Origin of the sequence: Pedobacter endophyticus (genome assembly GCF_015679185.1) — a bacterium.
Lineage (GTDB): Bacteria > Bacteroidota > Bacteroidia > Sphingobacteriales > Sphingobacteriaceae > Pedobacter > Pedobacter endophyticus.
The window spans coordinates 5,220,036-5,244,087 of record NZ_CP064939.1; the positions used below are offsets into that span (position 1 = coordinate 5,220,036).

Below are 24,052 nucleotides of genomic sequence, written 5' to 3' on the forward strand. Positions count from 1 at the left end.
TTACCACTTTAAAAGAATTCGTTGCGCAGAAAAGCCCGGCCCAAAACTCAGCATCAAACCTTTTTCTCCCGGCGATGGCGCATTGTTTAAAAACCGTTGCAGTACATAAAGCACGGTCGCGCTGCTCATGTTGCCATATTGCCTTAATACTTCTTTCGTTTGATCGATATTTTTGCCCAGTTCGCCAAAAAGTTCTTCAACAACCTGAATTATTTTTTTTCCTCCCGGGTGGAAGATCAGGTGATCGATATCATCAATTTTCAATTCGTTTTTTGCCAAAAAGGGATGTATAATTTCCGGGAAATGCGTAGCAATCGTTTCTGGTACTTCCACATCCAGCACCATTTGTAAGCCGGTGTTTGTGAGCTTAAACCCCATCATTTCCTCTGCATTGTAAAAATGGTACATTTCTGCTGCTAAAATCTCGGGGCCATCATCGTCGGCGTCAGAACTTAGCAAAACACAGGCCGCTCCATCGCCAAAAATTGCGGCGCTTACAATGTTTGCCATCGAAAAATCGTTCAGTTGAAACGTAGCCGTTGGCGATTCAACCGCTACGACGGCGGCCCGCTTACCCGGGTTCGCCTTTAAAAAGTTGTTGGCGTAAATCATTCCCGATACCCCTGCAGCGCAGCCCATTTCAGTAACAGGCAGGCGCACAATATCATGCCGAAGGCCAAGCTTATTAATCAGGTAAGCATCCAAAGAAGGAATCATAATTCCGGTGCAGCTTACGGTGATAATAAAATCGAGATCGGTGGGTTTCCAACCCGCTTTTTCCAGTGCAGTGGTAACACACTCGCTGCCAAGTGCAATGCTTTCGCGAATGTAAATGTTGTTGCGCTCTTCAAAACTTAAATCGCTAAATACTTCTTCGGGCGACATTATCGAGTAGCGCTGATCTACCGCTGCACCTTCAAATATTTTCTTCACTTTTCTAACAAAACGCTCATCCTGCCCGGTTAACCAAACGTCTAAAAAAGGCAAAATCTCGGGCGTTGTTCTCGAAAAAGCCGGCAGGGCATTACTTACTGTTTTTATTTTTACGCTCATTGTGTTTTTATAACCCATAAATATCTGAAAGCCCATTTCCACCTGATGTAAGCGGCGCCCATATTCATTTCTTTTTCGTATTTAACCAAATCTTTTCTCTTAAATCCACGTAATATAGACACCAATCCATCTTCACGCGACATATCGTTGAGCTTAAATACATAACTCAATGCCGTAAATAAACGGTAGGCGAGGGCACTTCTTTCCAAATCGTTTACAACAATGCCAATGCGAACCGAGCTTTTAAGGCTGCTCAACAGATTTACAATTTCGCTATCGGTAAAATGGTGAAGTGTAAGCGTAAAAAGCATCACATCGCAAGTTAATGCTTCTGCATTTTCGGCAAAAATATCCGTGCATTGGTAGCTGATATTTGGATAGGCTGATGACAGGCTTTTTGCGTGATCGATGGTGCATTGATTAGCGTCGATCCCTTTCAGCTCAAAATTGAGGTTTTTTCTTTTGGCATAATCAGCAAGCATTCGCAACATGGCCCCGTTTCCGCAACCCACGTCCGTAATCCTAACTTTTCCGGGCGCTCTGCCGCTCAACAACACGTTAATTCCATTTAAGGTTACGCTGTTGCCGCCGAGGAGCTTATTAATGGCTGCAATTTTATCCAAAGCATCAGTAAGGATTTCTCCTTCCATGTTAAAATCGTCCATTATTTCGGGGGCAGAACTTCTGTGTCTCGTATCTATCGGCATTTATGAGGGAATTGTAATCGGTTTTCCGTGTGTCATTTTGATGATTTGGCTTAGCAAAAACGGCATTGTCGTTAGCGTGTTCATTGCAGCTGATTGAATTGTGGTGTTTTTAAGTACCGACGATAAGATTCTGCCCGTTCTCAGTCGCGATTTAAAAGTGTTGTTCCAATGTTTTGCATATTGAACCTCCATTTCCTCCCGCGAACAGCTTTTGCTCCCCAAAAAATTCACAATCAATTCTGAGGCGATTTTTGCACTGTGAATAGCCATGGCCATTCCGTTTCCGCAAAGCGGATGAATCATTCCCGCCGTATCGCCCACCATTAAAATGTGGTTCGAAAAGGGTTCTTTTGGTTCAAAAGAAATTTGGCTAATTGTTAACGGCGCTTCAAAAACCATTTCCGAATTTTCGAGAATCTGCTTCAAAAACTTGTTTTTATAAAGCACATCCTGTTGAAAGCTCATCAAGTTTTTGTGTTGTTTAAAGCTTTCGTAATCTGTAAGATAACAAATGTTAATATCTTGGTTCTCAACAAATGAAACGCCACAATAACCGCCGCTGAAGTTATGTAAGCTGACTAGATTCGATGTAAAATTACCACGATAATGGGCCTTTACTGCCAAGTAAGGCGACTTCTGCTGCATAAAACCGCGACCGAGCTTGGCATCAACGGACGATCGCTTTCCGAAAGCGCCAATTACCTGTTTGGCCCGAAACCGTTTTCCGGAGGTGGTTTCAACACTGAAAGCATCATTTGTAAAGCTTACATCGCTAACGGTATCGTAAATAATGTTCACATTTCTTTTTAAAAGTTCTTCGTAAAGGAAGTTATCCATGGCGTATCTGCTTAAGCCGAAACCCCCTAACGGCAACTTCGACGTCATGCTGCCGCCCGAAACCGAGGTGAGCTGTAAATTGGCTATTGCCGTTGGTTTAAGCGAACTAAACGAAATGCCCAGCCAATTCAGGTACGGCAAAACCTCGTTCGAAACATATTCGCCACAAACTTTATGGTTGGGGTAGGGCTTTTTCTCAATTAGGATTACCTTGAGGTTGGCTTTTTGTAAATGTAGCGCTGCGGTAAGCCCGGCAAGGCCACCACCAATAATCAGTATTTCTGTTTCGAGCTGCATATTTAATCACAGTAACAATTTTTTGGGGTTATTGTTCAATAATCTGCAGTCGTGTTGAATTTTATTTTACCAGTCAAAAAGATATTTGCCAGGCATTTTTTTAGTGTAGCTCAAGTTTAGTTTGCCTAAAAATCAACTATTTGCGCTTTAAAAAAGTGTTTATTGTAAATAATTTCTTCAAAATTAAAAGCTGGTATTTAAAGTAAGCCTAAAAACGTCAGTAAATCCCCGTTTCATTTCCTGCTGGTCTGCAAGTTTGCCATAATCAAAGGTGGTCTCCATTTTTTTATTAAAACGATATCCTAAAGAAACAAAAGGGCGGTTTTGATCAAAAAAATGGTGGTTGGCATTTTCTTTCTTAAATACATTAAAAAAGATCTCGTTCTGCAAGCCTCCAAACCATCCCGACGAAAAATCTTCATTCGCCCATATAGGAAAGGTTAAGCCTAGAAATGCCCTCGCCCTCATAGAGAACTCAAAATCCGATTCCTTGATAAAGCGCTGTTCAAAACGCCCCCTTAGCTCCAGTTCCATTTTTTTTACCTGCAGTTCCAGCTGGTATTGCTGATAAATCCGGTGTTCAATATCATGCTCAAAACTTTTTCCTGTTTCAGTCCAATCGCTTTTGTGCGCATAGCCCAACGCAATTGAGTTATTATCGTTCAAACTGTAGGCCAGTGCCCCACGTACCAAAAGCGTAGAAACATAACGGATATCATTGTCCGAACGAATCTGTACATCGGCAAGAATATCAAACTTTTCATTCAACTTTTGGCTATGACTCCAAAATAACCAGGCTTGTTTTGACGGAATCTGGCCATTTACGCTTGAAACGAGGCAGCAAAAGGAAATGAAAAGTGACAGAAGCCTTAAGGTTTGCATATTCCTATCAACATAAAATGAATAACGAAGGTTTTACCAAACCGCCACTTCAATAATGTATGTTTCGTTTGTTACAATCCTTTTGGCGGTTCTGTTGTTAGGTATAAAAAAAAGAAATTTATGTGGATTTTATGGGCTGTTTTGGCCGCTGTATCGGCAGCACTTGTAATTGTATTAACCAAGGCTGGGCTAAAAAACGTCGATTCGAGTTTGGCGTTTGCTATTCAGGCCATTATCATTTTGTTAATTACGTGGGGCGTGGTGCTCGTTCAGGGAAATTTTAGTTCGTGGAAAGGTATCGAAAAAAATGCCTGGATTTTTCTTTTGATGGCGGGCGTATTTACTTCGCTGTCAACCCTTTTTTCTTACAAAGCCTTGTCAATGGGACCAGCTTCCTATGTAGCAACAATAGAAAGAATGTCGCTCGTTATCGCGATTGTATTATCAATTATCTTCCTTAAAGAAAAATTGACCTGGCAAATTGTAGTAGGTGGAACGGTGATGGTTGTCGGGGCGGTATTGATCGCTATGTCTGATACCAGCCAATAAATATTTCTATTAGCCTCGTTTTTGGGCACTTTTTTGAAATTGTGCCCAAAAATCGAGGAAGCGTGTTTATCGCTATATTAAAGCAGTTTATCCGGAGTAATCGGTAGCGAGCGGATTCTTTTTCCTGTTGCGTTAAACACCGCATTTGCAATTGCTGCTGCAACGCCTACAATTCCAACTTCGCCAATTCCCTTTACACCCATCGTGTTTGGTATTAAATCAATTTCATTAATAAACATGGCATCTAACTTGCCAACATCCAGGTTAGCCGGCACATGGTAATCGGCAAAAGAGCGGGTTGCAAAGTTTCCAAATCGGGCATCAACAACCGATTCTTCAGTAAGTGCCATGCCGATTCCCCAAACATTTCCGCCGATGATTTGTGATCTGGCTGTTTTAGGGTTTAGGATTTTCCCTGCACCTGTTACCGCTAAAAATCGGGTTACTTTTACCATTCCCGTAAGGCTGTTTATCCTCACTTCAGCAAAATTTGCATTGAAACTATGGCAAGAATATTTTTCGGCCTCAGTTGGGGCTTTTGAGTCTGATCGGGTTTCGAAAGCACTAATCTGTTCCGAAACCATTAGCTGGCTTGCGGTTGGCCGAACAAAAAACTGTTTGCCCGATTTCGCCATGAGTTCATCGGTAATTTTGTTGCAGGCATCATTTACTGCATTTGCAAAACTAGAAGCACCAACCGAACCTACCGAACCGGCAGCGGGAGGGAGGCTCGAATCGCCAATCTTAACGGTAATCTGCGCTACAGGCACACCCAGTCCATCGGCGGCAGTTTGCGCTAAAATGGTATGCGTACCAGTGCCCAGATCGGATGCCGCAAGCTCAACAGTGGCAAACACTTGCCCATTTTTACGGTTCATTTTTATTATAGCAGAACTATCTCTTTGGCGTGCCGGGTAAGTTCCGCAAGCCACACCATAACCAATAAGGTCGTCGCCAATTTTATTCGTTCCAGGCTCCGATTTTCTTTTATCCCATCCAAACGCTTTTGCGCCTTCCCTTAAACACTGTACCGTAGTTCTCGAACTCCAGGGCTTTCCGTTAGATGGATCTTTTTTAGGCTCGTTTTTTATCCTTAATTCAATCGGGTCCATGTTGAGTTTGTAGGCCAGCTCATCCATTGCCGATTCAAGGGCAAAACTCCCGGTCGATTTTCCGGGACCGCGGGTGTAGGTTGGCAGGATCATATTTAACGGAACAGAACGGTAGCTGATTAACGAGTTTGGCACCTCGTACATAATTTTAGAGCAATCGCCGCAGGGCTCTATGTACTCATCGTCTATCGCGGTATGCGAAATAATTTCATGTGCAAGCGTGGTCAGTTTTCCCTCTTTAGTTGCGCCAAGCGTCAGTTTTTGAATATTTCGTTGGCGAAGCCCTACCGAATTAAACATCTGTTGCCTTGTTAACGCAAGTTTTACAGGTCGGTTAACCATTTTAGCAGCCACCGCGGCGAGCGCAAGATTAGCCCATTGCCCGCCCTTTGAGCCGAAGCCACCGCCAATATAGGGTGAGATAATCCGTACCTGCTCTGGCTTAAGATTTAATGTAGCTGCTGCTGAGTTTTGCGCACCATTGATAATTTGCGAACCATTGTAAAGGGTAACATTTTCGCCTTCCCACACTGCAACCGTGGCGTGTGGCTCCATCGGATGATGGTGTTCGATTGGTGTTTCGTACTGTTCTTCAATTTTTACTTCGGCCAGTTCAATGGCCGATTTCCCGGCACCCCTCACCAAATCTTGCAGCTCTTTACCCTTGGGCATTTCAGGCGTTTGTGCATTCTTTTCGAAATCGGTTTTCTCATTTGCTTTCTGCTGATAATCAACTTTTATCAGGTGTGCCGCAAGCGTAGCCTGCTCAAATGTTTCGGCTACGACAATGCCAATATGCTGGCCATAAAATTTAATTTCTGGCCCCTGCAATAATGCGCCGCCCCTTAAACCCCCTTTTTCGTTTAACTTAGGCGCATTTTCGTGCGTAATAACCTTTAAAACACCCGGTGCCTTTTCTGCACTGCTGGCATCTATTTTTACTATTTTTCCTGAGGCAATGGTGCTTTTAAACAGCACGGCATAAGCCATTTTAGTTGCCGGATAATCGGTGGCGTAAGCGGCCTTGCCAGTTATTTTTAAGATCCCATCAATTCGGTCGATTCCCTTGCCAATTGCTTTGTTGCTATCTTCCATAGTTTTTGATGATTTAACCTTTATAGGCGGCTTCAAGTGCATTAATTAAGGTGTTTTTGCCCATTTCGATTTTAAATTTGTTGTGCGATAATGGCCTTGCCAAGCGCATTTCCGCTTCGGCAGCTTTCTCAAAATTGGCTAAAACGGCCGCTTTGCCAACTAAAGCCTGTTCAGCGTTTGTTGCCCGCCAGGGTTTGTGCGCAACCCCACCCATTGAGATGTTAGCAGCTTTAATTACGTTTCCGTTCATCTCTAAACCAACCGCAACCGAAACAAGTGCAAAGGCATAAGAATTTCGATCTCTTACCTTGATATAGGCGGAATGTTCTGCGAAGTTGTTTTTGGGAATTTCGATCGAAGTGATCAACTCACCATGTTTTAAACTGTTATCCTTTTCGGGATGATCGTTGGGCAATAGGTGGAAATCATGAATGGCAATAGTGCGCTCTGTACTGTTTTGCGCCATTACCTTAACCGATGCATTTAAGGCCGAAAGGGCCACGGCCATATCTGAGGGATATACCGCAACACACTTATCCGACCATCCAAATACGGCATGCATTCTGTTAAATCCATCAATGGCAGCACAACCGCTACCAGGCTGCCGTTTATTACATGGCATGGCAATATCGTAAAAGTAACTGCACCGTGTTCGCTGTAACAGGTTGCCGCCATTGGTGGCCATGTTTCGGATTTGTGCCGATGCACCAGCCAATATAGCCTTACTAAGCAAGGGATAATCTTTTCTAATTGTGGGATGATTTGCCGTATCCGTATTTTTTGCCAGTGCGCCTAAACTAATGCCAGAACTGGTATTTTTAATCTCCTTAAACGCCAACTTGCCTAAATCAACAATCTCCGTTGGGTTTGTAACATGCTCTTTCATCAAATCGAGAAGATTTGTTCCGCCGCCCAAAAATGCAGCATGGTCATTTTTAGTAAGGGCGGCAATTGCGGCAGTCGGATTGTCTGCTATCGAAAATTTAAATGGTGTCATATCGCTTCAATGTTCAGATTAACCGGCAAAAAGCCAACTTTGTTCAATACTTTTGCCGCTTTGTGCCTCTTTTATGGCAGCTACAATGTTTGGATAGGCCCCACATCGGCAAATATTGCCCGACATCCGTTCCGAAATTTCCTCTTCAGATAGCATAATCCCTTGTCGGTGCTCGCGTATATCTTTAGTTATGAAGCTTGCCTGTCCTTCTTTTGCCTCTTTCATCAGCGCCACCGCCGAACAAATTTGTCCCGGCGTACAAAAACCACATTGAAAACCATCGTGTTTCAAAAATGCACTTTGCATAGGGTTGAGCTCGTTTTCTTTTGCAAGCCCTTCAATTGTGATTACAGATTTTCCTTCGCAGCTTGCCGCCAGTGTAAGGCACGAAAGCACTCTGTTTCCATCTACAATTACCGTACATGCACCACATTGCCCATGGTCGCAACCCTTTTTCGATCCCGTTAAGCCAATCCGTTCACGTAAAGTATCAAGCAAGGTCATTCTCGAATCAACCGTTACTTTGCTTAAGCTCGAGTTCACCTTAAAGTTCACCGTAACGCCATTTTCAATCGCCTCGGGTATCAAATCAGGAATTTCTTCCAAATCAAGCGAACGTGCAAAAAGTTGCTCCGCACCAATAAGGTGACTAGCAAGGAGCCCCGCTGTAGCTAGCCCCATTAATTTTACGAAATGTCTTCTGTTGAAACCCGAGTGAATAACTTCTTCCAAATCTTCAGGCATTAAATCGCCAAAAAGTTTCTTTTCTTCCGGGGTAAGCTGCGTTTTGTTTTGTTTCATGTTGTTAGTTTGATGATGATAACAGCGCGTAACTAACTGAATACCGAACTGTTAGAAGCTAAACAATAGTAAACATACTTGGTTTCAACAAATCAAAAATGATACGAAGCCCATAGTCATCTATTTTTGTCAACCCCTTGCAAAACATAAGCTTAAGAGTCGTTCACCTAGTCCTTTCTTCCCCTAATTCTACTTAAAGTTTCTAACCTCATTCCCAAATAACTCGACAGGTGGCGGATGGGGATTCGGTTGAGATCCAGATTGCTCACCTTTAAAAAGTGATGGTACCGATCTGCCGCGTTCGGAATTCGGGCCAGAAAAGCCCGTTCAGAAGCTGCATAATATTTTAGCGCAAATAACTTTCTGCCAATTTGTGGGCCTTCCGGAAACTTTTCGAACGTCGATTCGATAAGTGTGTATGGAATTTCGATTAGTTCGCAGTCTTCCAAAGCCTGAAGATATTCTAGCGAGTGATGTCCAGGCCCTTCCGGATCGCGTATTGCGCCGATAATTTCGTTTCCAGTACTGAACCAGGTTGTAATGTCCTTGTCGCCATCGCGAATAAACCCCCTTACCAATCCCTTCGTTAAAAAGTAAACCGAGGCATTATAATCCAGTGGAGAAAGGATAAACTTATTTTTTTTTGCCAGCAAAGGTTGGCAAAACGCATTGTACTCTTTAATTAAGCCCGGCGAAACAGGGGCGAAGCTATTGATATAGGCTATTAATGGCGATAGAAAATGCGATTGAATGTTGGTCATTAACGGGCAGAATGTGAGGGTGAAATGTATGATTAGTTTGATGATTTATTCCTTTAAGTAATAAACAAACTGATGCACATTATGTTTCATTTGGGTAAAGTTGCAGTAATGCTTGCTTACAAATTTTCGACCACATAGGCACATAGGGAACATAGATCTTTACGGCTAAGTTATGTGTTCTATGTTTCTATGTGGTCAATTATAGGCTTACATATAGCAATATGAAGTGTTCCAAAGCGGCTATTTTGCAGCATCAGTCTAATAACAACGTCAATGGCAGTCTAATTTATTGGATAAAATTAATGTAAGTGACGTTAATGCTTGCTTACAAATTTTCGACCACATAGGCACATAGAAAACATAGAGTTTAATGGCTAAGCTATGTATTCTATGTTTCTATGTGGTCAATTATAGGCTTACATACACAAATACGAAGTGTTCCAAAGCGGCTATTTTGCTGCATCAGGTCTAACAGCAACGTCAATTCTAATCTATTCGATAAAAATCAATGTAGGTGACGTTAATGCTTGCTTACAAATTTCCGACCACATAGGCACATAGGGAACATAGATCTTTACGGCTAAGCTATGTGTTCTATGTTTCTATGTGGTCAATTATAGGCTTACATACACAAATACGAAATGTTCCAAAGCGGCTATTTTGCGGCGTCAGGTCTAACAGCAACGTCAATGGCAGTTCTAATTTATTGAATAAAAATCAATGTAACTGACGTTACCCGCTTGCGATATAAATTTTCGACCACATAGGCACATAGGGAACATAGAGTTTAATGGCTAAGCTATGTGTTCTATGTTTCTATGTGGTCAATTAGGCTTACATATAGCAGTACGAAGTGTTCCAAAGCGGCTATTTTGCTGCGAAAGTATTATGAGCAACCGCCCGTTCAGGCGGGCGTTCAACATGACAACACCCTTATAACCCCGAGTAGTAATCGTAGCCCCGTTTTGCCCAGTAATCTCTCGGGCGGGCGCTACTGAAATACATTTTGCCTATTCGCTTTAAGTTTTTAATGCCGTATTTCACCGGAATAATCAACCTTAACGGAGCACCGTGATTAATGCTTAGCGGTTGGCCGTTCATTTCATACGCCAGTATGGTTTGTGGGTGCAAAACGCTGTCTTTTTCAAGCCCAACATAATAACGGCCATTTGGTGTTTCCAGGCCCATATAACCTTTCTCGGCAAGCTCATTGAGACCATAATGCGCAATGAAATCCTTCATTTTTACACCTGCCCAATGCTGAATTTGATCCCAGCCCTCAACACATTTAAAATCGAAGATAATTTCTGTTCTCGGTAGGGCCATAATCTCCTCAATTCCAATGTGCATTGGTTTTGCCAAACCGATTTCCACTTCCAACTTCCACGTCGATGCGTCAAAATTTTTATCATCACTAATGCCGATTAAGCCATTTACGCGAACGTTTTTAACCGCTCTTTCTTTCGGATATGTTTTTGCCAGATGTTTGTTGCTGAAAAGATTACGGAAGAAAAGTTCCGTTTTGTTTAAGGCTTTTCTTAAAGGTTTCCTGGTTCCGGCCGTAATGCCCGGTGTTTCGTTTGGTGCATCGAGCAGCCACTTCCAACCCGCAAATGCGCCACCACTTAATGCAAAAAATGCGCCGAACGAAATAAAGTTGCGGCGTTTTATTTTCTGCTCAATTGTAAGTGGTGCTTTAGTCTTCTTTTTGTTCTCCGGTTCCATTTTCTGGTAGTTTTTCTGTTTCCTTTTTACTTATACTCGCTTCGCTTTCTACAACTTCGAAGCCCGATATTACCGATCTGAAATTATTCCATCCGGCCAAAATCACCTGAATAATGTGTACCATAAAGAAAAGCACATAGCCAATAGTTAGCGCAAAATGGAAAATCCTTGCCAGATGATAGCCTCCGCAGAGCCAGCAAAGCCAGAAAAATTGCACAGGCTTATAAATAGCCAGCCCCGTAATTAGCGAGCCGGCGCCCATTAATATAATGGCCGTATAGGCGATTCGCTGCGCTGCATTGTACTTGTTTTGCGGAGGAGTGGTTTTGCCGATATGCAAATCGTAAAGCAGCACTTGCCAGGCTTCCCTAAACGAATTTCTTTTAGGCACAAGTTCTCGCCATGCGCCCGAGTAGAGGGTATAAATAATGTAGAGCAGCCCATTAATTGCAAAAAACCACATAAAAAAGAAGTGAAATGCCATGCCCTCAGCAAGCCTGTGCGGAATATGAAAATACTGATAAAACCACTGCGGAAAAAACTTAATTAAACTGAAACCGAATATCGAAATCCCGTAAGCATCATTCGCCCAGTAAATAAACAAGCCACTCCATATCATAATGGCAAGCACCGGGAAATTGACCCAATGTGTCCATCGCATCAGCAGTGAATGTTTTTCCTTTATTTCCTTCATAATTTTTTAGTTGGTACTGGCGTTACACATTCACATTTTTGTTGTCTCAGTAGCACTTGCCGCCGCAATTATTTACCCTTCGTCGCCCCGCTTTGCCTTTCCTTACAAAAATTATGTAAGGAAATAGATTCGTTTACGACTAATCGTTTGTTAACTTGGGTTATTGTTGAATTTAACAATGTAATCAAAATATGAATGAAGACAAAACTGTAACAGCAGAAATAGTTGATGGGCAGAAGCTTAGCCCCATTACCTGGGTAGAAAAATATGCCGATTACCTCTATCACTTCGCCATGATGAGATTAAGGGATGAAGAAGTTGCAAGGGATTTGGTGCAAGATACTTTTTTGGCTGCCTTGCAACAACTATCGAAGTTTGAAGGAAGGAGCAACGAAAAAACCTGGTTAACCGCAATAATAAAGAACAAAATTGCAGATTTTTACAGAAAACAGTCGTCGAAGAAGCTACGGGAGCTTGGAAATGCAGAAAATGAACAACGGGATTTTTTCGAAAGTGACAGCGGCCATTGGAATACCAGCCATGAACCCCAGGCGTTTGGCCTCGATGCAGAAAACCCCTTGCTTGTGAAAGAACTGGGGCTCATTCTTGATGATTGTTTGAAGAAGTTGCCCGCCTTGTGGTTTTCGGTTTTTTCAATGAAACATATCGATGATTTGGCATCGGCAAAAATTTGTGCAACGCTAAACCTTAGCGATTCCAACTTCTGGGTAATTATGCACCGAACAAAACTTAACCTGAGGGCCTGCCTTCAAAAACATTGGAACTGATTATGAAAGGTGCATTAAAAAAGATTATCTACAATTGTAAGCAGGCTACTTTTTTGATCGAAAAAAAAACGCTGACCGAAATTACCGCTTCCGAGGCTTTGCAGCTTAAAATTCACCTGGCTGGCTGTTCCGTGTGCAGAACTTTCGAACAACAAAGCCTGCTAATTAACCACCTGTTCACCAAATATAAACCTGAAGAACTACAGCTTGACGAAGACTTTAAAAAAGATTTACAACAAAAGATTGAAAAGAAAATAGATAAAAACTGATCTCTCTTTGTAAGGAATGTTCAAGGCGTGAGACTAACTAGAAAATTAAATATCATGAAGAAATTAGTATTATTTATTGCGCTGGTTGTTTTTTTAGGTCTTCATTCCAGGGCGCAACAAGGTTTACAAGCCGGTGCAGTTGCTCCCGGATTTAGTGGCATCGATCAAAACGGGAAAAAGACCAGCCTCAAAGCGTTGTTAAAAACGAATAAGGCGGTTGTGTTATTCTTTTATCGTGGGCAGTGGTGTCCTTACTGCAACAAGCAGGTCAAAGCACTTCAAGATTCGTTGCAGTTGCTTACCGCAAAAGGAGCGTTTGTAGTTGGGGTAACACCAGAAACTACCGAAAACATTGCCAAAACCGTTAAAAAAACCGGAGCGGGATTCTCGATCATCTCCGATAAAAACGATGAAATTATGAAAGCCTATGGCGTAAACTTTATGATGGATGAGGCAACTTTTACAAAATATAAAAGCTTTGGTGTCGATTTGAACAACAGCAATGGCAATAACCGCCGTACCCTTCCGGTGCCAGCCACTTACATTATCGATCAATCGGGAAAGGTGAAATATGTGCACTTCGATCCAAACTACAAGAAAAGAGCTTCCATAAAAACCCTGCTGGCCGAACTTTAAGCTTAATGTTATAACGGAATGCAATTTTTGGTTTTGACGCTTTACAAAGAAGTCAAGTTTTTAAAACTTGACTTCTTTAAATTTTCCTGCCAAATTAAATCGTATAGCTATCGGATTCACATTGCTGTTTATCACCTCCCCCAATAAACGTTTGGGTTAAAAGCAACGCCTTTGCTTTTCCTTCCGACTTCTTCGGAAGGGATGTACAGACAGCGCAGAAACCACCGCCAATAAAAGGGAGAGGTTTAAGACGCCAAACAAAATCCTATAGCTATTGGATCTGCGTTTAGGGTTTCGTTTTTTTTTAAAAACTTGGCTTCTGTAACTTATTGTAATCAGATTTTTATGAACTTCCAGGTTTGCTATCATCGCTTTGTACTTTGCGGGTAAAATCATGTTCCTCAAAAATTTGTTGATGCGCAGAAAGCGGCAAAATTTATAAGCTGCAAGGATAACGACAATAAGGTTGCTCTTGCCCAGGTTTAAGAGTTCGTTTACCCTTTTTGGCACCAGCCTGGCCTGTATTTTATGCATTAAATAAAATCGAAGCCCGCCCAGATGTATTTTGTATTGCATAAACAGATCTTTTGAGAAAATGCTACAAATTAAATCTTCTTCCAGCTGTTTTTGATGCATAACTTTCCAGGCGCTAAAATTTTCTGGCAAGCCGGCTATGCACATCCGATTTCCAACCCGGTAAAAAGTATCGAAGATTTCTTCTTTTTCGTTTAAATTGAGTTTTCTTTCCAATAATTCAAAAGATCTGATCGAGTAATCGATCAACATAAATAGCACATCGCGGTAGGCCCAATCGGGTATTTTTGTGCCTCTTGCATTTTCCACCTGTTTATGAATCATCGCAATTTGATCTATCGCTGCATTGGCCTCATCGAAGCCCGAGAAAACTATTTTTTGAGCATAACCAACAGTAGAAAATAATCGCTCCAATGGGTTTTTAGGCAGTTTTCCCGTATAATAAAGCCAATCGACCGCCTTATTTAAACTAAATTCAGCTGCTGCACCTGCAAAAATAAAAAGGACAGTGTCGGTGCTTCCCCAAATTTTTCTAACAATTGAGCCTTTATCTACAAATTCCATGTTCGTTAATTCGTTTCAAGCCTTTTCAGTTGCTGTATATTTCGGTAACAAAGCAAAAGCGGAATAATGCCCACGATGCCGAAAGCGCAATCGATAAATCGCCAAAACAGCGGAATAGAGCGGACATACCCGGCAATTAAGGCCAACGGTATGATTGATAAACAGCAGATTATGCCAAACTCAATTATCCATTCGTTTTTTAACGGGTTACGCAATGGCCCTAGAAAAAGAATAGCAAGCATTAAATGTGCAAACGCCAACCAATCGGTGCCGTAACTCAAAAAAGGGTAGTTTATGTTGGTCGTTTTAATTGCACCGTGCACTGTATTAAGCCAGTTTTGAAGTGAAGGTTGCATGCCTGCGTTATGCTGAACCAGGATTTCCATCTCCGTTTCAATCGGGAAAGCAGTTAAACCGCTTAACGCCAGGCCAACAATTATTGTCCAGATGTATAGTTTGATCTGCTGCCTTAACTTTTGCGCTGTTGTTTTCATGTGCTTTAATTTTATCGTTGCGTAAATTCATTTTCAATAACTTCTTTTTGTAAAGTACTTTGTAATGCAAAGTAAGTACTAAATATTCGGTTTTCCTAGGGATTTTAAAATTATCAACCAATTTTTGTGTGGGTGGCTTACAATACGTATAGCATGTGCCAGCGAGACATAACCAGCGGAATGCATAGGATGCTTAGGTAATTAGCGCCGCCGCTCATAGTTGGCGTTCCATTCATTCGGTTAGCAAAAAATGTGAGTAGCTGTAAACAAAAAAGATGATAGCAATGTCGATGGTGGTTTTTTTAGCGAAAAATCAATATGAATGACGTTTTTAAGGCGATCATCATTGCCCCAAAGGACTACTTTGTATATCGTGCGGTAGGTGTTCAGACTTGATAGTCCGAGCGAATTAAAGACGTTTAATAACCTAGCGCCGGCTTTTTTGAAGATAATCATTATCTTTAGCGTGATGTTTTTCAGTCTTGATCTCCTCATTCAATCAACTTATTTAATCGCAAACTATTAATCGCAATGTTCAAACCGTTTGTTCTATTTGTATATCTTTTATTTTTCTTTCACTCAAACGGCATTGCACAGCAATCAATTTTAGTTGAAAACGGTGTTTCTGAGCAGTTGGCCCATAAGCGCAGCAGTATTATCAGCAATGTTCAATACCAATTGCATTTTAATATTCCCGCTGCTTTAAGCGAAGAAATAACAGGCCGCGAACAGCTTACCTTTCAGTTAAAAGCCGTTAAAGAAGCACTGCAAATCGACTTTAAACAGGCCGCAAATCAGGTGTCGAAGATTGTGGTAAACGGTAAAAAAACTGACGTGGATTTGCAGAATGAGCATTTAATTGTGGCCGCACAGTACCTTAAAAAAGGAGAGAATACGGTGGAGATCGATTTTATTGCGGGCAGCAGCTCATTGAACAGAAATCCCGAATATCTTTACGCTTTATTTGTTCCCGATCATGCCAGAAGTGCTTTTCCCTGCTTCGATCAGCCGAACCTAAAGGCAAGGTTTCTGTTGTCGTTAACCATTCCGGCAGGTTGGAAAGCCTTGGCCAATGGCGAATTAAAAAACATAAGTGCTGATGGAGGCGCCCAAACCTACCAGTTTGCCAACTCGGATCTTTTACCTACTTATTTGTTTTCGTTTACTGCCGGAAAATACCTGTCTGTAAATCAAAAAGTAGGAGCACGCAATCAGGAGTTTTTGCATCGTGAAACCGACAGCGTTAAAATTAAGCTAAGCACCGATTCAATTTTTAAGGCGCATGGCGATGCCATTAATTTTCTCGAGCAATGGACTAACATTCCTTTTCCCTTTCAAAAAATCGGCTTTGCCGCCATTCCCGATTTTCAATTTGGCGGAATGGAGCATCCCGGGGTTGTTCAGTATAAAGCATCGAGCTTGTTTTTAGATGGCGGCGCTACAAAAGATCAGTTAATTGGCCGCCTGAACTTAATTTCGCACGAAACTGCGCATATGTGGTTCGGAGATTTAGTAACCATGAACTGGTTTAACGATGTGTGGATGAAAGAGGTTTTTGCCAATTTTATGGCCGATAAAGTAACAGAGAAACTGATGGGCAAAGAAACTTTCGATCTCAAGTTTCTGCAAGATCATTACCCCGCCGCTTACGGTGTTGATAGAACACTCGGTGCCAACGCCATTAGGCAACAACTTGATAACTTGCAGGATGCAGGTTCCATGTATGGTAATATCATTTATCATAAAGCGCCCATTATGATGCGACAACTTGAGCTTTTGATGGGTAAAGACAACTTTCAACAGGGAATTCGTAGCTACTTAAAGAAATATGCGTACGGCAACGCCACCTGGAACGATTTGATTGGTATTTTAAGTACTTATACCGAAAAAGACCTGAACAAGTGGAATAAGGTTTGGGTAAATAGCCCCGGCCGACCGATTTTTGATTACAAAATCAGCTATCGTGGCGAAAAAATTGATCAACTGAGTATTCAACAGCATCCGGAGTTTGGCGAGCAGGCCGTATGGCCACAGGTATTTACAGTTACGTTGGTGTATGCCGATAGAAGCGAAAATATAAAGGTAGCTATGAATGCGGCGAAGCTTGAAATAAAGGAAGCCATAAACCTACCGCGACCGAAATATTTAATCTTTAATACAGATGCGTTGGGTTATGGTTTATTTCCTATCGATTCTAATAGCATTGAAGATTTGGTAAACTTGAAAACGCCGCTCGAAAGGGCCTCGGCCTATATCAATCTTTACGAAAATTTGTTATCCGGCAGGTCGTTAAAGCCAGCTTCGTTACTCGAGCTTTTGATCACAGGCATTCAAAAAGAAAAAAATGAAATGAACCTGCGTTTGCTTGGAGGTTATATCGGCAATATTTACTGGTCGTTTATGCGGCCTGCCGAGCGAGTATCGCTGGCACCCAGGTTAGAGCAGGTTTTGTGGCAGCGCATGCAAATGGAACCTGAGGCGAACAACAAAAAAATACTCTTTAAAACCTTTCAAGATGTTTATCTAACCAGTGCCGCAGGTGCAACCCTTCGCCAGATATGGCACACACAGCAATCGCCCGCAGGCGTTAAATTAACCGAAGATGATTACATCAGCCTGGCGTTTACCCTTGCTTTGAAAAGCGATACCGTTTCTAACTTTTTAACCGTGCAGCGAGATAGAATAGCCAATGTTGAACGCAAAAACAGGATCAGTTTTTTAATGCCTGCGCTATCAACCGATGTTGCAGAAAGAAATCGATTCTTTGAAAGCCTTGCCGACCAAAAAAACAGAGAAAAAGAGGCTTGGGTAAGTTACGCATTGGCTTACCTTAACCATCCGCTAAGGCACCAAACCTCAATTGCCTATTTGCCGAAAAGTTTGGAATTGGTGGCCGAAATTCAGCGAACTGGCGATATTTTCTTCCCACAATCGTGGCTTGGCGCAACATTTAACGGCTACCAAAGTAATGAGGCCTACCAAATAGTAACCGACTTTTTGACTAAACATCCAAATTATAACCCCAAATTGAAAGGCAAGATTTTACAGGCTACAGATAATCTTCACCGTGCGCAGAAGATTATGAGCAACAAATAGGGGTGAGGCTTTTACGAGAAATAAAGGCGTTGCTTGTAACCATGACTAGCGGGGGTCCGAATGGGCGGCAATGCTATTAATTCCGCCTGTCAGTTGTCAGTCTGAGCGGAGTCGAAGACTTTCTGTAAGGATAAAAGAATTGTCTACCCTTCGACTCCACTCAAGATGACGATATTTTTTCGTTATCCCAGGTTAACAGCAGATAATCATCGAATTGTGGGTCGCATAAATTATCATACCCAATTCGCGATCCTCAAATCTACGGGAGCTGAACCAGGCTTACGGCTGTCCACTTCCACCGGCTGCACCGTAAATTTGCCCCGTTGAAAAACTTGCATCATTAGCCGCCAGTTGTACATATATCGAGGCCAGTTCGGCAGGTTGTCCGGGTCGGCCGAGCGGTGTTTCTCCGCCAAAATTCTTTAACTTCTCCGGTGTCGAGCCTCCACCCATTTGCAGCGGCGTCCATATTGGTCCCGGTGCTACTCCGTTTACCCTAATTCCTTTCGGGCCAAGTTGCTTTGCCAGCGATTTCACAAAATTAGTGGTGGCAGCCTTTGTTTGCGCATAATCGAATAAATCTGGCGATGGATCTGTAGCCTGAACTGAGGTTGTTCCAATAATTGATGAGCCCGGTTTTAAATGCGGTATCGAAGCTTTGATAATCCAAAAAGGAGCATATATGTTCGTCTTAATCGTCCAGTCGAATTGCTCCGTAGTTAAATCCAAAAGCGATTCGGTAGACTGCTGGCGTGCGGCGTTGCTGACCACAATATCCAACCCGCCAAGTTGCTTCACCGCTTCACTAACCAGTTTCTGGCAAAATGCTTCGTCACGGATATCACCGGGAATAGCCACAGCCTTTCTGCCCGCTTTTTTTATCAGGGCCACTACTTCTTTTGCATCAGGTTCTTCTTGCGGAAGGTAGTTTATCGCTACATCGGCGCCCTCTCTGGCATACGCAATGGCTGCTGCACGTCCCATTCCCGAGTCTCCGCCGGTAATAAGCGCCTTTCTTCCCATTAATCGGCCAGAACCTTTATAGCTTTCTTCCCCATGGTCCGGCCTCGGGTTCATTTTACTGGCAAGCGCCGGCCAAGGTTGGTTTTGATGCGTAAAAGGTGGCTTCGGATATTTTGTAGTCGGATCTTCAAGTGCATTTCCTAAAGGGTTCATTTCCAGTGGCATTTCTGCTGCGCCTACTACCGGCGAAACTGCAATTGCAGCAAGTCCTAAACCCAGGCCACCCAGGGCTTTACGTCGGGTCATTGTGTTTTCGTTTTCCATGTTATCTGTTTTTCTGAGGTATGATTTTATAACCAAGCATTTAAGTACATGGTTTAAATTTTCTCAAAAAAAAGCGACTGAAAACTGCCCTGAAAAGTAATCGCAGTAAACAATCGTGCAATCTCCACCCAAAAACTGGCCAATCACGTCCGAAAAGCTGTTAATTTTAGACCGTTTAATCTGGTTTTTTGCTATTTTGAAGCATAAGTGCCCAAATCCTTCAAAGAATACGCGATCACATCATGTTGAGCCGGTTTTACAAAATAACCAACCTAAATGAAGCGCTTTAAGGCTAAGCGCTTTTTTGCTCAAAGCTAAATGAGCCACAATCAGTACATTATTAAATCCATTTAAACGTATTGCTTTTTCTGTAACATGTGAATCTTTTTGTGAAGGCTTTTACATTTTGTTGTCCAGCCCTTCCGTTCGCATGCTTTTTGATTGATGAAAGGCTGAGTTATGAAAAATTTATTACCTATCCTTTTAAGTGTGGTTTTTGCCTGCAAATCCAACTCTACTTCAAATAATGCATTAGATAGTATGGAGGAAGACACCTTTGGCATGATGAACCCTATTGCTGCAGTCAATTTAGTTGATAGTGCCCAGGGCTTAATAGATCAAAGCAGCACATTGGTTAAAAAGGGCATTTCTGGCGAATTGAAAAAACGAACCGTAGATAGCCTGGTAAATCCGATTATGGTGAAATACCTTGCTGTATTTAAGCAGTTAAGTCCCAGCGATTCGTTAATCGTTCACAAGTATCGACAGCAAAAAATAAATGAACTTTTGGAGTTCCAGTCGAAAAAGTATTCCTATTAGTTGGGTAATTGTTTACATAAATTATAAAAACTAGTAAAATTCTGAGCAAAAAAATCTAAAATATTGTTTTTCTATCTATTGCAGTTTATTTTTATAGTATGAAGCAGGAAATTATCAGGTTAAACGTAGCGGTACATCAATTTCATAATAAATTTTCGCGAAAAATTGATCTCATTGAGCGGGCATTGTCTGATAATAACCCCTATAAAGAATTTCTCCGAAAGAAAGTAGCTCGTGAAATCGATTTTGAGTTCGAAAGGATATTGTGGAAATGTCACGCCAGGCTGTATAAAAATGGCATGATAAGAAGCATGCTGGTTTCGATGTCTACAACACATCTTTACAATTTATTTGATGTTGTTTAGTCGGCCTTTATAATTTACACGGTTCCATTTGCTGCGATTTCACGCCTGGTGCATTTCGCGGCGCAGCTGTATAAAATTTTTCTTACTTAAAAAATTGCTGTGGCCCAGGCAAATCGCTTTAGCCTTTCTCGTGCCAATGTATTCTTTTTCCAGGTATATCAGTTCCAAAATTTAAGCATTGTGCTTGCTACAGGGCTGCAAAAACACCGAAAAATTTTATTCCCTTTTTGCGATTGCTGTGTTTCTATGGCTATTTTTTTTGTACCATTGCTTTTTTGGAAGCGATTTTTCTGCACTTTGATCCTTTCACTCACTTTTCGCAAAAATTAGCTTAATTTTATCAGCATAAAAAAGCTAAAACAATTTTGCGATAAATGCATTTAAACAAGATGCATTTCTTCGGAAAACCTTAAACCACCAAAAGATAATCCACCCATGAACTATAAACAATTGCAGGAAGATGTAGAAAAACACATTAGCAATTACTTTCACACACATACCGACCCGCGATTGGTTTATCATAATTTTGAGCATACCAAAGAAGTTGTAAGCGCTGCGCAACGAATTGCAAACCACTATCAGCTAAACGAGCAGGATTTTTTTGCGGTAACAGTGGCAGCCTATTTTCACGATACAGGCTATTTTGAAGATTCGTTAAATCACGAGGCGAAAGGCGCAGAACTGGCAGACAAATTTTTAGCAGAACACAAAGTCAAAGATGAAATACGCGAAAATGTGAAGAGCGCTATTCTGGCCACAAAAATTCCGCAATCGCCAAAGAACCAGATTGAAAAAATCATTTGTGATGCCGATCTCTATCATTTGGGCCTGCCCGATTTCAGGAAAAAAGGCAAATTGATGCACAAAGAAGCTGAGTTGCTGCATAAAAAAGACATTAGCAAACTCGAGTGGCGCAAAAGAGACATTCAGTTTATGGAAACGCATCGGTACCATACCGATTACGCCATTCTTTTATTAAACGATCAAAAACAGGCCAACATTAACAAATTGAAAAGCAAGCTTACCGTTCAGGAAGAAATTTCGACCGAAGTTGCCGAGCCTAAAAACCTGGCGCCTGTTGTGGTGCAGGGAAAGGGCAAAAGAGACAAGGACAACCGACCTGACAAGGGCATTGAAACGATGTTTAGAATTACCTCGGCAAATAACCAGCGCCTGAGCGATATGGCCGATAATAAGGCACACATCTTAATCACCGTGAATTCGATCATGCTTTCGTTAATTGTGAGCTTACTTTTGCGCAGGCTCGACGATCATGGCAACTTGATTATCCCAACCTTCATTTTATTGTTAGTGAGTTTAACCTGCGTGGTCGTTTCAATTTTATCTACAAGGCCATCCATTCCCAAGGGAGAGTTCTCGAAAGAAGATATCGACAACAAAAAGGTGAACCTGTTATTTTTTGGCAATTTTTATAAAATGAGCCTGCCGAGTTACACCGACGGGATGATTAAGGTTATGAATGATAAGGACTTTCTTTACGGAACGCTGATTACCGATGTGTATTCGCAAGGCGTTGTTTTAGGCCGTAAATATAAATTGATCCGTTTGGCCTATAATATTTTTATGTGGGGGCTGATTGCGGCAGTTTTTGCCTTTGTAATCGCTTATGCAGCATACGGAAAACTTTAATAGATGATTAAAACATCCTTTTTTAACAGAGATTTAAGCTGGCTCAAATTTAACGAACGCATTTTAATGGAGGCCGGGCGCAGTTCGGTGCCTGTTTTGGAGCGCATTAAGTTTTTGTCGATTTTTTCATCAAATCTCGACGAATTTTACCGCGTGAGAATGCCCGTTCTTTTGGCGCTCGAGAAATTGAGTAACCGCAATGATAACGACATAAAAATTGATGATGACCTTTTAAGTTCCGCCAATGCGCTTATTTTAACTCAACAACAGCAGTACGGAAAAATATTGAAGGAATCGATTATTCCTGAATTGAAAATCCACCATATCAATTTAATCTATGGCGAGGCGTACCCAGAGCATATTCGAAAACCAGTTACCCAGTACTTTTTAAGTCAGGTTCTCGCATTTTTACAGCCTGTTTATTTAAATGAGGATACTGATTTCTTCCCATCCAATAACGAGCTTTATTTCGTTGTTACCTTAAAAAATAACGAAGCCGATAAATCGGTTATCTTAAACATCCCCTCTAACGAGTTACCCCGGTTTTATAAGGTTGAAGATGGGGGCCAGACTTTTGTACTATTTCTTGATGACATCATCCGCTTCCATCTTGATCGGGTTTTTCCAAACCATGAAGTGAGCGGTTGCTACAGTTTTAAGGTTACAAGGGATGCCGAAATCGACCTCAAGGATGAATACGCTGGCAACCTTTCTGAGCAGCTCGAAAAGCAGTTATTAAAACGCGATTTGGGACTCGCTACGCGTTTTCTTCATCAACCCGGCATCCCAAAAGAAGTCATCAGCTTGCTAAAAACAGTTTTTAACCTTAAAAAAGCCAATAGTATAGCAGGCGGCCAGTACCATAATTTAAAAGATTTGATGGGCTTTCCCATTAAAAACGCACAGCTTTCGAACATGGAGTGGCCAAAAATTCCGAGTACCGATAGTATCAACGGAACGCTTACCGACGCGATTTATAAGAAAGATATCATTGTTCATACCCCGTACCAAAGTTACGATAGTGTTTTGCGCTTTTTTAACGAAGCTGCCATTGATGAAACCGTTAAAGAGATTTATGTAACGCTTTACCGGGTAGCCAGCGATTCGAAAATTGTTAATGCGTTGATTAGTGCCGCTAAAAACGGTAAGAAAGTTACCGTATTGGTTGAGCTTAAGGCACGTTTTGATGAGGCAAACAATATCAAATGGGCAAAAAAAATGAAAGCTGTTGGGGTCGATATTATTTACAGCGTAACGGCATTGAAGGTGCACGCCAAGGTGGCTCTGGTTAAGCGAAAGGTGGGTTCGAGAATGCATTATGTAGGCTTGTTTGCAACGGGTAACTTTAACGAGAGTACAGCCGCTTTTTATACCGATCACATCTTAATGACGGCGAATAAAGAGATGTTGAGGGAAGTAGAGCTGTTGTTCATCTTTTTGGCCAAGCGCAAAAAGCCCACCTCATCAGATCTTATCGAATTTAAGCAGCTTTTGGTGGCGCAATTTAACCTTCAAACTGCTTTTTTAGCTTTAATAGCACGAGAAATTGAGCATGCAAAAAATGGTCAGCCCGCGGCAATTACCATTAAGATGAACAATCTTGAAGAGAAAGTTTTGATTGAAAAGCTTTACGAGGCATCGCAGGTGGGGGTTAAAATAGAACTTATTATCAGAAGTATATGCCGATTGATTCCAGGAGTAAAGGGAATGAGCGAGAACATCAAAATCATCAGAATTGTAGATCGGTATCTTGAACATGGTCGGATTTTTGTGTTCCATAATCTCGGAAAAAATGATGTCTATTTGGGCTCTGCCGATTGGATGAACAGGAACATCTACCGAAGAATAGAGGTTTGCTTTCCAATTAACGATGCCGAAATTAAACAAGAACTTTTGGATATCATCGATATTCAGAAACACGACAACGTTCAGGCTGTTACTATTAACGAAAACATGGACAACGTAGCGGTTGAAAAAACTGGCGCCGCTGTTTCATCGCAACATGCCATTTACCAATATTTGAAAAACAAAAAATAATTT

At 41.7% G+C, this 24,052-nt stretch carries 22 protein-coding genes; 9 read left to right on the forward strand and 13 right to left on the reverse strand.

Features of this window, described 5'->3' with window-relative positions:
* The 4 genes from IZT61_RS21295 to IZT61_RS21310 form a co-directional block, all read right to left on the reverse strand.
* Window positions 1-1,053: a type III polyketide synthase gene (locus IZT61_RS21295; protein ID WP_196099007.1), complete on the reverse strand. Its 1,053-nt coding sequence runs from the start codon at window positions 1,051-1,053 to the stop codon at window positions 1-3.
* Window positions 1,050-1,760 (reverse strand): methyltransferase domain-containing protein, encoded by a 711-nt coding sequence (locus IZT61_RS21300; RefSeq protein WP_196099008.1) that lies wholly within the window; start codon window positions 1,758-1,760, stop codon window positions 1,050-1,052. Before IZT61_RS21300 ends, IZT61_RS21295 begins: the two co-directional genes overlap by 4 nt.
* On the reverse strand, window positions 1,761-2,894 hold the full coding sequence (locus tag IZT61_RS21305; RefSeq protein ID WP_196099009.1) for an NAD(P)/FAD-dependent oxidoreductase: 1,134 nt from the start codon (window positions 2,892-2,894) through the stop codon (window positions 1,761-1,763).
* Between the two features lie 183 nt (window positions 2,895-3,077).
* Window positions 3,078-3,662, reverse strand: coding sequence for a DUF2490 domain-containing protein (locus IZT61_RS21310; protein WP_196099010.1), 585 nt, complete (start codon window positions 3,660-3,662; stop codon window positions 3,078-3,080).
* Window positions 3,663-3,896: 234 nt separating this feature from the next.
* On the opposite strand from IZT61_RS21310, the gene IZT61_RS21315 reads away from it, so the two are divergent.
* Window positions 3,897-4,325 carry an EamA family transporter gene (locus tag IZT61_RS21315; RefSeq protein ID WP_196099011.1) on the forward strand — a complete coding sequence of 143 codons (429 nt, stop codon included), beginning with the start codon at window positions 3,897-3,899 and terminating at the stop codon, window positions 4,323-4,325.
* A 77-nt stretch (window positions 4,326-4,402) separates the two neighbouring features.
* On the opposite strand, the gene IZT61_RS21320 is transcribed toward IZT61_RS21315, so the two are convergent.
* From IZT61_RS21320 to IZT61_RS21345, 6 genes are all read right to left on the reverse strand, one after another.
* Complete coding sequence (locus tag IZT61_RS21320) at window positions 4,403-6,532, reverse strand: xanthine dehydrogenase family protein molybdopterin-binding subunit (RefSeq protein ID WP_196099012.1); 2,130 nt, start codon at window positions 6,530-6,532, stop codon at window positions 4,403-4,405.
* Window positions 6,533-6,545: 13 nt separating this feature from the next.
* On the reverse strand, window positions 6,546-7,529 hold the full coding sequence (locus tag IZT61_RS21325) for an FAD binding domain-containing protein (protein WP_196099013.1): 984 nt from the start codon (window positions 7,527-7,529) through the stop codon (window positions 6,546-6,548).
* 18 nt (window positions 7,530-7,547) lie between these two features.
* Window positions 7,548-8,330, reverse strand: a complete 783-nt coding sequence (locus tag IZT61_RS21330; protein WP_196099014.1) for a (2Fe-2S)-binding protein — start codon at window positions 8,328-8,330, stop codon at window positions 7,548-7,550.
* Window positions 8,331-8,497: 167 nt separating this feature from the next.
* Entirely contained in the window at window positions 8,498-9,091 is a 594-nt protein-coding gene (locus tag IZT61_RS21335; RefSeq protein WP_196099015.1) for a Crp/Fnr family transcriptional regulator, read from the reverse strand.
* Between the two features lie 933 nt (window positions 9,092-10,024).
* The gene (locus IZT61_RS21340) at window positions 10,025-10,816 is read right to left on the reverse strand and encodes a molybdopterin-dependent oxidoreductase (protein ID WP_196099016.1); all 792 of its coding nucleotides are present in this window, start codon (window positions 10,814-10,816) and stop codon (window positions 10,025-10,027) included.
* Complete coding sequence (locus IZT61_RS21345) at window positions 10,788-11,510, reverse strand: cytochrome b/b6 domain-containing protein (RefSeq protein WP_196099017.1); 723 nt, start codon at window positions 11,508-11,510, stop codon at window positions 10,788-10,790. The genes IZT61_RS21340 and IZT61_RS21345 overlap by 29 nt, the downstream gene beginning before the upstream one ends.
* Before the next feature lie 191 nt (window positions 11,511-11,701).
* Between IZT61_RS21345 and IZT61_RS21350 the strand changes: the two genes are divergently transcribed.
* The 3 genes from IZT61_RS21350 to IZT61_RS21360 are packed head-to-tail and all read left to right on the forward strand — an operon-like array spanning window position 11,702 to window position 13,203.
* Window positions 11,702-12,298: a sigma-70 family RNA polymerase sigma factor gene (locus tag IZT61_RS21350; protein WP_196099018.1), complete on the forward strand. Its 597-nt coding sequence runs from the start codon at window positions 11,702-11,704 to the stop codon at window positions 12,296-12,298.
* A gap of 2 nt (window positions 12,299-12,300) precedes the next feature.
* Window positions 12,301-12,567, forward strand: coding sequence for a hypothetical protein (locus tag IZT61_RS21355; RefSeq protein ID WP_196099019.1), 267 nt, complete (start codon window positions 12,301-12,303; stop codon window positions 12,565-12,567).
* A gap of 54 nt (window positions 12,568-12,621) precedes the next feature.
* Window positions 12,622-13,203: a peroxiredoxin-like family protein gene (locus tag IZT61_RS21360; RefSeq protein ID WP_196099020.1), complete on the forward strand. Its 582-nt coding sequence runs from the start codon at window positions 12,622-12,624 to the stop codon at window positions 13,201-13,203.
* Between the two features lie 156 nt (window positions 13,204-13,359).
* Here IZT61_RS21360 and IZT61_RS21365 read toward each other — a convergent pair whose 3' ends face one another.
* Entirely contained in the window at window positions 13,360-14,301 is a 942-nt protein-coding gene (locus IZT61_RS21365; RefSeq protein ID WP_196099021.1) for an oxygenase MpaB family protein, read from the reverse strand.
* Between the two features lie 5 nt (window positions 14,302-14,306).
* Window positions 14,307-14,795, reverse strand: coding sequence for a hypothetical protein (locus tag IZT61_RS21370; RefSeq protein WP_196099022.1), 489 nt, complete (start codon window positions 14,793-14,795; stop codon window positions 14,307-14,309).
* A gap of 531 nt (window positions 14,796-15,326) precedes the next feature.
* Between IZT61_RS21370 and IZT61_RS21375 the strand changes: the two genes are divergently transcribed.
* A complete protein-coding gene (locus IZT61_RS21375; protein WP_196099023.1) occupies window positions 15,327-17,891 on the forward strand; it encodes a M1 family aminopeptidase in 2,565 nt (854 codons plus the stop codon).
* 279 nt (window positions 17,892-18,170) lie between these two features.
* Here IZT61_RS21375 and IZT61_RS21380 read toward each other — a convergent pair whose 3' ends face one another.
* Window positions 18,171-19,178: an SDR family oxidoreductase gene (locus IZT61_RS21380; RefSeq protein ID WP_196099024.1), complete on the reverse strand. Its 1,008-nt coding sequence runs from the start codon at window positions 19,176-19,178 to the stop codon at window positions 18,171-18,173.
* 459 nt (window positions 19,179-19,637) lie between these two features.
* On the opposite strand from IZT61_RS21380, the gene IZT61_RS21385 reads away from it, so the two are divergent.
* From IZT61_RS21385 to ppk1, 4 genes are all read left to right on the forward strand, one after another.
* Entirely contained in the window at window positions 19,638-19,997 is a 360-nt protein-coding gene (locus tag IZT61_RS21385; RefSeq protein ID WP_196099025.1) for a hypothetical protein, read from the forward strand.
* A gap of 98 nt (window positions 19,998-20,095) precedes the next feature.
* A complete protein-coding gene (locus tag IZT61_RS21390) occupies window positions 20,096-20,362 on the forward strand; it encodes a hypothetical protein (RefSeq protein WP_196099026.1) in 267 nt (88 codons plus the stop codon).
* A gap of 435 nt (window positions 20,363-20,797) precedes the next feature.
* Window positions 20,798-22,012 (forward strand): Pycsar system effector family protein, encoded by a 1,215-nt coding sequence (locus IZT61_RS21395; protein WP_196099027.1) that lies wholly within the window; start codon window positions 20,798-20,800, stop codon window positions 22,010-22,012.
* A 3-nt stretch (window positions 22,013-22,015) separates the two neighbouring features.
* Window positions 22,016-24,049, forward strand: coding sequence for a polyphosphate kinase 1 (gene ppk1, locus IZT61_RS21400; protein ID WP_196099028.1), 2,034 nt, complete (start codon window positions 22,016-22,018; stop codon window positions 24,047-24,049).
* Window positions 24,050-24,052: the final 3 nt, after the last annotated feature.